The sequence below is a fragment of the Vibrio comitans genome (assembly GCA_024346835.1).
Taxonomy (GTDB): domain Bacteria; phylum Pseudomonadota; class Gammaproteobacteria; order Enterobacterales; family Vibrionaceae; genus Vibrio; species Vibrio comitans.
Map to the genome: position 1 here is coordinate 952,225 of AP024866.1, position 13,072 is coordinate 965,296.

A 13,072-nucleotide genomic window follows, 5' to 3' on the forward strand; every position below is an offset into this window, starting at 1 on the left:
TATTTAAGGATAAAGCAATGTCTGCGTTTTTAGCAGGGTTTTCTATTGGGCTATCGCTGATTTTGGCTATCGGAGCGCAAAATGCCTTTGTTATTAAGCAAGGCTTGCTCAGACAGCATGTATTTTGGGTATGTTTAGCCTGCGCCGTTTCAGATGCGCTGCTTATCAGCGCTGGCGTAGCGGGCTTTTCTGTAGTAGTAAAGGCTTACCCGCAAGTGGAAGATATCGCGCGCTATGGTGGTGCGTTGTTTCTGATTGTGTACGGTACTAGCAGTCTTTGGTCTGCGTTTAAAAATAAGCATACATTAGACCCAACCGCCAAAGCGCCTTCCTCATTGAACAAAACTCTTGCTGTTTGTCTCGCCTTTACTTGGCTCAATCCTCACGTCTATCTTGATACCTTGGTTTTGCTGGGTTCAGTGTCTACTCAATATGGTGCAGACAAAGACTTGTTTGGTATTGGAGCGGTGTTCGCATCCTTTGTTTTCTTCTTTAGCTTGGGATATGGCGCAAGATTATTAACCCCTTACTTCAAAAAAGCCCATACTTGGAAAATACTTGAGGGAGCGGTGGGCGCTGTGATGTTGATACTCGCTGTCCAATTACTACGATAAACCTCCAACAATCTACAAGGAAGTAGCGGTGGCAGATCAGCAAGCAAAGTTCGTTGAAGGCTCAACAATGAGGCATATTCTGACCATGTCAGGAGCTGGCTCTATTGGTTTAATGTCGCTGTTTATTGTCGACCTCCTAGATATGATGTTCATCAGTATGCTTGGGCAGGTCGAACTGGCTGCGGCAGTGGGCTTTGCTGGAACACTCATCTTTTTCTCAACGTCAATATCCATTGGTACCTCGATTGCAATGGGGGCCTTGGTATCGAAAGAGCTTGGCGCTAAACGTGTTCAGAGTGCTCGTCATCTAGTTATCAATATCTTGGTAACGGCCTTTTTAGTCAACGCTGTGATTACCGGAGTGATGACTTATTACATTCCCGAGCTATTGCAACTCATTGGTGCTAAGGGAGCGGCATTAGAGCATGCAAAAGACTATATGTATATCCTATTGCCGAGTACTCCCGTTGTGGCTCTTGGTATGGCGGCAGGTGCCGCATTACGCGCTGCTGGAGATGCTAAACGCTCTATGATGGCGACAATATGGGGCGGGGTAGTTAATGCTATCCTCGACCCTATATTTATCTTTGTGTTTATGTGGAATGTCGAAGGCGCCGCACTGGCCTCTGTAGTTTCTCGATTTACGGTACTGGCCTTCTCCTTAGCCCCTCTAATTAAGCAACACGACCTCGTTGGAAAATTCCGATACAAGCAGTGGCTGATTAGCCAACGAGCGATCTTTGCTATTGCGTTACCTGCGATCTTTACCAATATTGCGACACCTGTGGGCAATGCCATAGTCACTAGTGCTATTGCGCAGTTTGGCGAGGATTTTGTCGCAGGCTTTGCGGTTGTGGGGCGTCTGACCCCGGTGGTGTTTGCGGCTATTTTTGCTTTATCAGGCGCTGTTGGTCCTATCATTGGGCAGAATTATGGAGCTGAGCGAATTGATAGGGTTAAAGAAACCTTACGCAACTCACTGATTGTGGTCAGTATCTACTGTGTTGTGGTGAGTTTGATTTTGTATTTCCTACAGTCGCAAATAGTCACTAGTTTTAACTTAACAGGCGATGCGGACTTGTTAGTTCGTACCTTCTGTACTTTTGTGGCGATTACCTTTGTATTTAATGGTGCGCAATTCGTAGCGAATACCTCTTTTAATAATCTTGGTAAGCCACTGTACTCTACGGCTCTGAACATAGGCAAAGCGACAGTGGGAACCATTCCATTTGTTTACATAGGATCTGCTTGGTTTGGCGCTTTAGGCGTGCTGTATGGGCAAGCGGTGGGCTGCATCGTATTTGGTTTGATTGCTTTGGTTGTGCTTAGATTCCACGTTCATCAATTGGATGAGGAAGTGATCACTGAGGATGAAGTGGACGAGGGATTACACAGTGTGAATATGCAGCCATTTTGTACACATGACGCAGTGGCAATGGAAGAGCTAGCTAAGAATGATGAATTGGTTACAGAACAGAAGTAAAGATTGTTAGATATAAAAAATGCCTATGGGGACTATATCTCCATAGGCATTGTTGTATTTAGTCGTTGTTAGCCAGCTAGGACATCAGTCGCAACCTTGTAGCTAGGATCTTCTTTTACGTTGATCTCTACAAGACTCCCTGCTTTGTGCAGCAATGCACGACAGTCTTGGCTAAGGTGGCGTAAATGTAGGGTTTTTCCTACAGCCGTATAACGTTCAGCCAGTGTTTCAATTGCTTCGATTGCTGAATGGTCAGCAACGCGAGAATCCGCGAAATCAACGATGACGTCAGAAGGGTCGTTACGTGCGTCGAACAGCTCCAAGAAGTTAGCAGCAGAACCAAAGAATACAGGACCGTGAATACGGTATTCCTTAGAGCCTTCTTCATTGATTTGGCTGCTCGCATAGATGTGTTTAGCATGCTGCCAAGCAAACATCAGCGCTGAAGCGATAACACCAACGGCAACTGCAACGGCAAGGTCAGTCAGCACAGTGACTACAGTTACGAGAACGATAACGAAGAAATCTTGTTTTGGTACGCGACGCGCCAATTTGAATGTCGCCCACTCAAACGTGCCGATAACCACCATAAACATAACACCAACTAGCGCTGCTAGAGGGATCATCTCGATAAGTGCTGAAGCGAACAGGATGAATATAAGTAGTGCAACCGCAGCAACGATACCGGAGAGACGGCCACGACCACCTGAGTTAATGTTGATCATAGATTGACCAATCATCGCACAGCCACCCATAGCGCCAAATACTGAACAGCTCAGGTTAGCGATGCCTTGACCCACACATTCACGGTTACTCTTACCACGAGTGTTTGTCATCTCATCAAGTACAGTCAGAGTCAGTAGTGATTCAATCAGACCAATTGCCGCTAGAACGATAGCATACGGCAGGATGATCTTCAGAGTCTCAAGGTTGAATGGCACTTGAGGAATCGAGAATGTTGGCAGTGAACCTGCAAGCGTCGCAGCGTCGTTGCCTGACATAGCACGTAAGAAGTCAACAACAGTGCGCGTATCAAGACCGCCGAACTGAACGATTAGGGTTACTGTAACTATGGCTACCAAAGAAGATGGAATGGCTGTGGTCAGCTTAGGAAGGAAGAAAATGATACCCATAGTCAGTGCAACAAGGCCAAGCATGATCGTCATTTGATCAGCAGGAAGCCATGTCATAACACCCGCAATATCTGGCGCTTTAAATTGTCCCAACTGTGCAAGGAAGATAACAATCGCCAAGCCGTTCACGAAGCCTATCATTACTGGATGAGGCACCATGCGGATAAACTTACCCAGTTTAAATATGCCGGCAAGTACCTGCAATAAGCCGGTAAGCATGATGGCGGCAAATAGGTATTCAACACCGTGCAAGGCAACAAGGCTGACCATTACAACAGCCATGGCACCCGTAGCACCAGAGATCATACCAGGACGACCACCGAAGATAGAAGTAATTAAGCCAACGATAAAGGCAGCGTATAAGCCAACCATAGGGTCAACACCTGCAACAAAAGCAAAGGCTACCGCTTCAGGTACCAATGCAAGTGCTACGGTTAGACCGGATAAAACATCATTTTTGACGCTTTGAGCTGAAAACTGTGGAGATTCAAACATTTGTGTTATTTCATCTTTTGGTTTGAGTTCACGACCTGAGACTTAAAGAATAGTCGCGATAGTTGATGTTTGCGGAATATGCTTACACTGAGTAACACATTCATGCTTGCTATTATAATTTTTTGTCGGCGAATGCTAACGGAAACGAGGTGGAAGTGCAATCAAGGGATGAGAAACAGCAAGAATATCCAATAGATTTAGGGTTTAGATAAAAAAAGAGCCAGCTTTATGCTGGCTCTTTTCTGACTAATCCAAATTAGTAATTTGGTTTAGTAGTAACGGCAGTTGCCTTATTGGTAGCTGATTGACTACCACCGGCTTTACCTTGCAGACGTTCGTTGCGGAAAGCGGCTGCGTTAACAGAGATTTCACGTATTTCCTGTGGACCAGGTGCACTTGTCATGCCTGACGCTGCATGACCCTTGAAGCTCATAGTCGCTTTAGGCGCAGACTGTGGTGCTTTCGGAGCAGGCTCAGCTTTAACTTCTGGCTGTTCGGCAACAGTAGGAGTCACAACTTCTGCTGTTTCCACCGGAGCTGCTTCAACAACTACTGTTTCTGGCTCAGGCGCTTCAACTACTGGAGCAGGCTGATGTTCAACAGGTTGTTGTTCTACAGACTCAGCAACACTAGGTGCTACAACTGGTGCTTCGGTCTTTTGTTCTGCAACGACTGCCTTCGTTTGTTCAACTTTCGCTTCAGTAACCTTTGTTTCAGTAACGATAGGCTCAACAACCTTAGTTTCTTCAACTCTAGCTTCTTCAACTTTAGGTGCAGGTGCTGCCTTCGGCTGTTCTGCTTTAACAGGTTGAGCTGCTTTCATTACGATAACTTTGCCCATAGACATTTCAGGGAAAGCTACACCACCGATTACGCTAACGATTGTTTCTTCAACTTTAGGCGCTTTTTTCTTCGGCTTAGGTAAGTCGTATTTAGGCATTACTTTGCCCATTGCCATCTCTGGAGAGGCTACACCACCTTTACGTAGGCGGAATGGGTTAGGTCTGCGATCACGACCGCGACGACGACGCTGGCCACTTGCGCGTAGGTGACGCGGAGAGCGACGATTACGACGTTGTTGTGGTGCTTCGTTCTTCTCAGAGTTTTCAGCTTGAGCATTGTCTTCAGCTGAAACTTTACCTTTCGGCTGTTGTTTCTTAGCTGGTTTTTCTGCTTCAGGTTTAGAAACTTTAGCCGCAGGAGCTTCTGCATTCACGTTCTGTTGGTTCGCTTCAGCTTGCTGGTCCTTAACGCGTACTTGTTTCTTCATCTGACGACGCTGACGACGTTGTTTAACCTGACTAGTCTTGGTTTCTTTGTCGTTCTTCGCTTCAGGCTCTTGCTGAGCTTGTTCGGCAATTTGTTTGCCTTGCTCTTCAACTTTGCTTGGCGCTCTTCTCTCTTTACGAGGTTTACGCTTGTTCTCTTTACGAGGCGCTTCTTGTTGAGGTGCTTGTTCGCGAGGTGCTTCAGTCGTGGTCTCTTCGCGCTCAGCCTTATTACGGTTTGGACGGTTATTACGACGACGGTTATCACGGTTGTTGCGACGACGGTTGTCATTGCGATCGCGACGTTGCTGTTTTGGTTTACTTTCTTCAACAACTGGTTTTTCTTCTTTCACTTCTTCTGAGCTAAACAGTTTACCGATAGCAGAGATGATGCGAGAGAATAGACCAGGAGCAGCAGGCTTAGCCGGAGCTGTAGCTGCAGGTTTAGCGACAGGTGCTGCTTTTTCTTTTGGCGCAGGAGCTGCTGCTTGTGCAGGAGATGCGAAACCTTGCAGTGCAGGCTCCTCTATGCGTCGAGGTGCAACTTCAACTTCACCAGCATCGCGAGCTTCTGCTTCTTTCATTGCGTCTAGTTTCTTCGGCAATAGGTAAGAAAGCAGGCTTTGTTCTTCACCTTCACGAACACGAACAACCTCAAAGTGAGGAGTTTCCATGTCTGAGTTAGGAACAATAAGGATCTTAACTTCTTGGCAGCGCTCGATGTGATTAACACTGCGGCGCTTTTCGTTCATTAAGTAAGACGCGATAGGTACTGGTACAACAGCAAGTACTTGAGCGGTATTGTCTTTCAGTGCTTCTTCTTCAATTAAACGAAGAATAGACAGTGCTAGAGATTCATTGTCACGTACAACACCCGTACCCGAACAACGAGGACAGATGTGGTGGCTTGCTTCTGCTAGAGAAGGGCTCAGACGCTGACGAGACATTTCTAGAAGACCAAAGCGAGAGATGCGACCGATCTGTACGCGAGCACGGTCAAGACGCGCAGCTTCACGAAGACGGTTTTCAACTTCACGCTGGTGTCGTACTGGAGTCATATCGATGAAATCGATGACAACTAGACCACCTAGATCGCGTAGACGCAACTGACGAGCAATCTCATCGGCCGCTTCTAAGTTAGTGTTCAGTGCGGTTTCTTCAATATCGCTGCCCTTCGTTGCACGAGCAGAGTTGATATCGATAGAGGTTAACGCTTCAGTTGGATCGATAACGATTGAGCCACCAGAAGGCAAGCGAACTTCACGTTGGAACGCAGAGTCGATTTGGCTTTCAATTTGGTAGTGGCTGAATAGCGGTACTTCACCTTCGTATTTTTTAACACGGTTGATAAAGTCAGGGCGAACCAATTGAATGTGTGCTTGAGCACGTTCAAAGATAGTGTTGCTATCGATAAGGATCTCGCCAATATCGCGACGCAAGTAGTCACGAATAGCTCGAACGATAACATTACTTTCTTGGTGAATTAGGAAAGGCGCTTGATTTGCATCAGCCGCTTCTTTCACTGCATTCCAGTGGTTAAGAAGTACGTTTAAATCCCATTCTAGCTCTTCAGCACTTTTCCCAACACCCGCTGTACGAACGATTAAACCCATTCCTTGCGGCAGTTCTAATGTGCTTAGAGCTGCTTTAAGTTGAGTGCGCTCGTCACCTTCGATACGGCGAGAAATACCGCCTGCACGAGGGTTGTTAGGCATTAGTACAAGGTAGCTACCTGCAAGAGAGATAAAGGTAGTTAGGGCTGCGCCCTTGTTACCACGTTCTTCTTTCTCAACTTGAACAATGACTTCTTGGCCTTCTTTAAGCACTTCTTTAATGCTTGGACGGCCTTGATATGTGTAACCAGCTGGAAAGTAGTCGCGTGCAACTTCTTTAAGAGGGAGGAAACCGTGTCGCTCTGCACCATAGTCAACAAACGCCGCTTCTAGGCTTGGTTCGATGCGTGTGATACGTCCTTTGTAGATATTCGCCTTCTTTGATTCGTGGCCAGGACTTTCGATATCTAAATCGAACAGTTTCTGTCCATCAACGAGGGCGACACGCAACTCTTCTTTTTGAGTTGCGTTAATTAACATTCTTTTCATTCGAAATCTCGTTGTGATTCTTTAATTATTTCATTTGTGATTGTCGCTGTTGTTTCTATCGATGGTGTCTGATCCCATGGTCAATCGGTGCAGCCTCTCGGCTGGAAGGGATGCTCGGGGACACTTTAGCCATCACATTTTGCTCTTCAGGAAAACATGATCTGCGAGTATTTGCAGTCGATCTCTGCATCGATAGGTAAAAGTCGCGCGACAAGTTTGTTCATTATCAATGTCTTATGCCTTACGCAGCACTGGGAAATGAACAATCGACTTTCGTCTTTTTATCAATTTGCACCTTAGAAAAGTGTAAAAAATAACCAAGAGGGCATATTGATTGACGAACTATAACAGTGTCACTAATACACAGCAATCAGCAAACAGATAAAGGATAGAAAAAAATCTAAAAAATGCGAATGTAATTTCATTAAGTCATTGATATATAATGCTTTAATAAATGTCAGTAAAAATGACAAAACTGTGACGGCTTAATGTTGTACACAGGTTTTTAAATAACCAGCAGGCAAGAGCACAGGTGTTTCAAGTTATCCAATTTTGCAGAGAAAAATGTGATTAACAGCACTTTAGGATGTTAGACTACGCGAATGAGTGAAATTAGAACCCAAGTACAGTTTGTTGAGATAGATTCCGACATGGCTGGACAGCGCATTGATAACTTTTTGCGCAATCAATTAAAGGCGATCCCGAAAAGCATGGTTTACCGAATCGTGCGTAAGGGAGAAGTTCGTGTAAACAAAAAACGAGTTAAAGCAGAATATAAACTGCAAGCGGGTGATATTGTCAGGATTCCTCCAGTGACGTTGCCTGCCACGGAAGAAGCACCGGCTTTGAGCACTAAGCTGAATAAGGTGTCTGAACTAGAGCACTGCATTTTGTATGAAGATGATCATCTGCTTATTCTCAATAAACCATCGGGCACTGCGGTGCATGGGGGCAGCGGCCTTAAATTCGGCGCTATTGAAGCCTTGCGTGCTCTTAGACCAGAAGCAAGGTTCTTAGAGTTGGTGCACCGCATTGACCGAGATACCTCTGGAATCCTGTTGGTTGCTAAGAAGCGATCAGCATTGCGTCATCTGCAAGCTCAATTTCGTGAGAAGACGGTACAGAAATACTATTTTGCTCTGGTAATGGGTGAATGGAAGAGCAGCATTCGTAAAGTGACGGCGCCACTTCTTAAAAATGAAGTGAACAGTATTGTGCGTGTGAACCCAAACGGTAAGCCGTCAGAAACGCGCTTTAAGATAATTGAAAAGCTCAATAATGCGACCTTGCTGCAAGCGAGCCCAATCACTGGGCGTACACATCAGATCCGTGTACACACCCAATACACTGGCCATCCAATAGCTTGGGATGATCGTTATGGTGATCGCCGCTTTGATGCCTTCACAGGAAAAGTGGGTCTTGATCGTCTTTTCTTACATGCGGCAAACATTAAATTTATTCATCCAGGCACAGAAAAGGAAATGGATATTTCTGCGCCAATGGAAAATAAACTGCAACGTGCTATCGAAGGGTTACGTGTTAAGTAACGCAGTTGCCTAATACATCAATCCCTTCGTTGTTGAGTAAAGTAATAAGATCGATGAGTGGTAGCCCAATTAATGTATTTGGGTCTTTACCCTCCAAGGCTTGAAATAGAGCGATGCCGAGTCCTTCGCTCTTGAAGCTGCCCGCACAATTTAGAGGTTGCTCCATCTCAACATAGCGTTTGATTTGGCTGTCTGTCAGGGTTTTGAAATGAACCTTGAATGTATCAACAACTACTTGAGTGCGACACTGTTTGCTGTTGTATAATGCAAGGCCAGTATAAAAAGTAATAGTTTGGCCGCTTTGAGCGTGCAACTGTTTAATTGCGTTTTCTACCGTGTGCGGTTTACCGACGATTTGCCCATTGACCACACATACTTGGTCGGAGCCAATAACGAGGTGATTGCCGCTGGGTAGGGCGCAAGATTTCGCTTTCCCTTCGGCAAGTCTGGCAACGAGTTGCTCTGGTGTTTCATTGTCTTGAGCGGTTTCGTCAAAATCTGGGCTAAGCTGAGTAAAAGAAAGAGATAATTTATGCAGAATTTCAGCTCGATAGGGTGATGTTGAGGCTAAAACAATTTGATATTCGCTCATGAATTCCATCTATGGGTAAGTATTGATTGCTATAGAATAATCGACGTACAAAAATTGAGTAAGTTTTTTCTGTTTTCCTTTGACTAAATATAAATTGAGAGATAATATTCGCGCCCTATGCAAAAGGTAAAAATACCGCGAACGGTTGACCCGAGTAAAGCTGCTCAGAAACGACTAGACTATGATGGCATCATCCAAGTCAGTCTACTCAAGCGCTTGGCCGAGTCGGTCGAAGGCGTAAAACGCGACGCAGAAGTCACATTGTCATTTGACTTAGATGAACAACGATTGGTCGTTATCTCTGGTAAAGCTAACGTCGAAGTCGATTTAGAGTGTCAACGCTGCAATGAGAACTTCACACATGTTTGTGAAGTCCAATTCGTCTATACCCCTAATAAGGGCGAAAAGACCGAAGAGGAAGCCCCGGAAGAGTACGATTTGGTAGATCTGAACGAGTACGGTGAATGCGATCTCATACAGTTAGTTGAAGACGAGTTCCTTCTAAATTTGCCTCAAATAGCAATGCATGATGTTTCTGAATGTAGCGTAAATACACATAACTTGGTTTTTGGTGACATTCCTGAAGAAATTGAGGAAGAGAAACCAAACCCGTTCGAAGTTTTAAAAAGCTTAAAAGCAAAGACAAAGGAGTAGGGTCAATGGCCGTACAAAAGAGCAAAAAATCACGTTCAATGCGTGGCATGCGTCGTTCACACGATGCGCTTACTACAGCTGCACTATCTGTAGACGCAACTTCAGGTGAAACTCACCTACGTCACAACGTGACTGCTGAAGGTTACTACCGTGGCAAAAAGGTAATCAACAAGTAAGGTTGCCTTTTGCGAACGATTACCGTTGCACTTGATGCAATGGGTGGGGATTTCGGTCCCCATGTTACAGTGCCTGCCGCCGTGCAGGCATTGTCTATTTTCCCAGAGCTGAAAGTTATATTAGTGGGCGACGAATCCGTCCTCATTCCCCACCTCTCTTCATTGGGCTCATATCCCAACGATCGAATTTATATCGAGCATACCGACAAGGTCATTGCAGACACCGATAAACCCTCTTCCGTAATGCGCCGTAGCGTAGGTACTTCTATGCGCACAGCCATTGATCTTGTTGAAGATCAGACCGCACAAGCCTGTGTGAGCGGAGGAAATACAGGTGCCTTGATGGGACTCTCTCGTTATCGTCTAAAGCTACTTCCCGGCATTGAAAGACCAGCACTCATTTCTGCGTTACCTACTCGTAGTGGCCAAAAAGTATGGCTGTTGGATCTTGGCGCAAATGTCTCAGTAGATGCAAATACACTATTTCAATTTGCGGTTATGGGCTCAGCACTTGCTGAAGAACATCTGCAACGCGCTCCAAGAGTGGCAATATTGAATGTGGGTGAGGAAGAGATTAAGGGTAATGATCTGGTAAAAAACTGTGCTGAAATGCTCCAGCAGGTAAAATCAATTAATTACATCGGCTTTATCGAGGCGCATCAATTATTGCACGATGAAGCGGATGTAGTGGTATGTGATGGCTTTGTAGGCAATGTATGCCTAAAAGCGTCTGAAGGAGTAGCAAATCTATTCCTTGAAAGGCTAAAACGTCATATGCTGTCCTCTAAGCTAAGAGCTTGGATTTCAAAATTATTCTTCTCTGAGCTGTTTTCTGAGCTAAAACAGCTGAACCCCGACCAGTATAACGGGGCAAGTTTGCTAGGATTGCGCGGCATTGTCATTAAAAGTCACGGAAGTGCGGATAAAACTGCTATCATCAATGCAATCATAGAGGCAGTTCACGAGGTCAAACGTCAAGTACCCAGTCGTATAAGTGACCGTTTGGAAACCGTTTTACTCGAGAGGCAAAATTAGTCTTCATGTATAGCAAAATATTAGGCACAGGCAGCTATTTGCCTTCCCAAGTGCGCACCAATGCAGATTTAGAACAAATGGTAGATACTGCCGACGAGTGGATTGTTGCTCGTACAGGTATCAAAGAACGTCGTATTTCTGCTCCCGATGAAACGGTTGCAGACATGGGCTATATCGCCGCTAAAAATGCAATTGAAATGGCCGGTATCGATAAGAAAGATATCGATCTCATCATCGTTGCGACTACAAGTGGTAGTCATGCTTTTCCATCTTCAGCGTGTCAAGTTCAAGGACTCTTAGAGATCCCTGGATGTGCCGCTTTCGATGTGGCAGCAGCATGTACAGGCTTTGTATACGCATTGTCAGTAGCTGATCAACACATCCGTTCAGGCATGTGTAAAAATATCTTAGTTATTGGATCCGATGCTCTGTCAAAATCAGTGGATGAGATTGATCGCTCTACGGTTATCTTGTTTGGTGATGGCGCAGGTGCAGTTGTGCTGGGTGCAAGTGAAGAGCAGGGCATCCTATCTACACACTTAGGCGCTGATGGCCGTTACGGAGAGCTACTTAGTCTTGAAATGCCAGTTCGTGGTGGTGAAGTCGATAAATGGCTACACATGACGGGCAATGAAGTATTCAAGGTAGCAGTAACTCAACTTTCTCGTTTGGTTACCGATACACTAAAAGCCAATAACATGAGTAAAGAAGACTTGGATTGGTTAGTACCTCACCAAGCAAACCTACGAATTATTACTGCAACGGCGAAGAAACTGTCCATGTCTATGGATCAAGTGGTTGTGACCCTTGATCGTCATGGCAATACTTCGGCAGCGACAGTACCAACAGCGTTGGATGAAGCTGTGCGAGATGGTCGAATTAAGCGTGGTCAGACGCTGTTGCTAGAAGCCTTTGGTGGTGGTTTCACCTGGGGTTCTGCGCTGGTTAAATTTTAACCCAAGCGCGTTCGATTAACCAAAAGAAGTGCTTTTGCACTTCTTTTTCAATATTTAGCAAGGCTTAAAGGACGAATTATGAGCAAATTTGCAATCGTATTTCCAGGTCAAGGCTCTCAAAGCCTTGGTATGTTAGCTGAACTTGGCGAGCAGTTTGATATTGTTAAACAAACTTTTGCAGAAGCTTCAGAGGTTTTAGGTTACGACCTTTGGGCGCTTATCCAAGACGGTCCAGTTGAAGATTTAAATCAAACTCATCGCACTCAGCCGGCACTACTGGCTTCTTCAGTTGCTGTTTGGCGCGTATGGAACGAACAAGATCTAGCCACTCCTGAGCTTTTAGCTGGTCACAGCCTAGGTGAATACTCAGCGCTTGTATGTGCTGGTGTGATTGACTTTAAAGAAGCGATTAAGCTGGTTGAGCTACGCGGTCAACTGATGCAAGAAGCGGTACCAGCAGGTACGGGCGCAATGTACGCTATTATTGGTCTTGCTGATGATGCTATTGCCAAAGCATGTGAAGACGCGGCGCAGGGTGAGGTTGTTTCACCTGTTAACTTTAACTCTCCTGGTCAGGTTGTTATCGCAGGTAACAAGGCAGCTGTAGAGCGTGCTGGTGCGTTATGTAAAGAAGCAGGTGCGAAGCGTGCACTGCCTCTTCCAGTTTCTGTACCATCACACTGTGCACTAATGAAGCCAGCAGCAGATCGTTTGGCAGAAGCACTTAAAGATATTGAATTCAACGCTCCAACACTGCCAGTGATCAACAATGTTGATGTAGTAGCCGAAACGGATCCAGCAAAGATCAAAGATGCACTAGTGCGTCAGCTTTACTGCCCAGTACGCTGGACAGAAGGTGTGCAGAAGATGCACGAGCAAGGTGTTGAAAAACTTCTAGAATTAGGACCAGGTAAAGTACTAACTGGCCTAACTAAACGTATTGTAAAAAGCCTAACGGCTGCAGCTGTTAATGACACTGCATCCCTTGAAGCGGCGAAATAAGATTCTTAACGGAGA

The 13,072-nt window shown here is 45.4% G+C and carries 11 protein-coding genes; 8 read left to right on the forward strand and 3 right to left on the reverse strand.

The features are described 5' to 3' along the window. Nucleotides 1-17: 17 nt before the first annotated feature. Both OCU46_RS04360 and OCU46_RS04365 read left to right on the forward strand, forming a co-directional pair. The gene (locus OCU46_RS04360) at nt 18-614 is read left to right on the forward strand and encodes a LysE/ArgO family amino acid transporter (protein ID WP_141271032.1); all 597 of its coding nucleotides are present in this window, start codon (nt 18-20) and stop codon (nt 612-614) included. A 28-nt stretch (nt 615-642) separates the two neighbouring features. Then, on the forward strand, nt 643-2,097 hold the full coding sequence (locus OCU46_RS04365; protein WP_141271033.1) for an MATE family efflux transporter: 1,455 nt from the start codon (nt 643-645) through the stop codon (nt 2,095-2,097). Nucleotides 2,098-2,165: 68 nt separating this feature from the next. Here the strand turns inward: OCU46_RS04365 and OCU46_RS04370 are convergent, their stop codons facing one another. Next, a complete protein-coding gene (locus tag OCU46_RS04370; protein WP_141271034.1) occupies nt 2,166-3,725 on the reverse strand; it encodes a SulP family inorganic anion transporter in 1,560 nt (519 codons plus the stop codon). Nucleotides 3,726-3,981: 256 nt separating this feature from the next. Continuing rightward, nucleotides 3,982-7,095, reverse strand: coding sequence for a ribonuclease E (gene rne / locus OCU46_RS04375; protein WP_141271035.1), 3,114 nt, complete (start codon nt 7,093-7,095; stop codon nt 3,982-3,984). 602 nt (nt 7,096-7,697) lie between these two features. On the opposite strand from rne, the gene rluC reads away from it, so the two are divergent. Next, nucleotides 7,698-8,642, forward strand: a complete 945-nt coding sequence (gene rluC / locus OCU46_RS04380; RefSeq protein WP_141271036.1) for a 23S rRNA pseudouridine(955/2504/2580) synthase RluC — start codon at nt 7,698-7,700, stop codon at nt 8,640-8,642. Here the strand turns inward: rluC and OCU46_RS04385 are convergent. Continuing rightward, on the reverse strand, nt 8,635-9,234 hold the full coding sequence (locus OCU46_RS04385) for a Maf family protein (protein ID WP_141271037.1): 600 nt from the start codon (nt 9,232-9,234) through the stop codon (nt 8,635-8,637). The genes rluC and OCU46_RS04385 overlap by 8 nt on opposite strands. Before the next feature lie 117 nt (nt 9,235-9,351). On the opposite strand from OCU46_RS04385, the gene yceD reads away from it, so the two are divergent. The 5 genes from yceD (at nt 9,352) to fabD (ending at nt 13,057) form a co-directional block, all read left to right on the forward strand. Continuing rightward, nucleotides 9,352-9,888, forward strand: coding sequence for a 23S rRNA accumulation protein YceD (yceD, locus tag OCU46_RS04390; protein WP_141271038.1), 537 nt, complete (start codon nt 9,352-9,354; stop codon nt 9,886-9,888). 5 nt (nt 9,889-9,893) lie between these two features. After that, nucleotides 9,894-10,064: a 50S ribosomal protein L32 gene (gene rpmF / locus OCU46_RS04395; protein ID WP_004414666.1), complete on the forward strand. Its 171-nt coding sequence runs from the start codon at nt 9,894-9,896 to the stop codon at nt 10,062-10,064. A gap of 9 nt (nt 10,065-10,073) precedes the next feature. After that, entirely contained in the window at nt 10,074-11,099 is a 1,026-nt protein-coding gene (plsX, locus tag OCU46_RS04400; RefSeq protein ID WP_141271039.1) for a phosphate acyltransferase PlsX, read from the forward strand. 5 nt (nt 11,100-11,104) lie between these two features. Next, on the forward strand, nt 11,105-12,055 hold the full coding sequence (locus OCU46_RS04405) for a beta-ketoacyl-ACP synthase III (RefSeq protein ID WP_141271040.1): 951 nt from the start codon (nt 11,105-11,107) through the stop codon (nt 12,053-12,055). 78 nt (nt 12,056-12,133) lie between these two features. Further along, nucleotides 12,134-13,057 (forward strand): ACP S-malonyltransferase, encoded by a 924-nt coding sequence (fabD, locus tag OCU46_RS04410; protein ID WP_141271041.1) that lies wholly within the window; start codon nt 12,134-12,136, stop codon nt 13,055-13,057. The last annotated feature ends 15 nt before the right edge of the window (nt 13,058-13,072 follow it).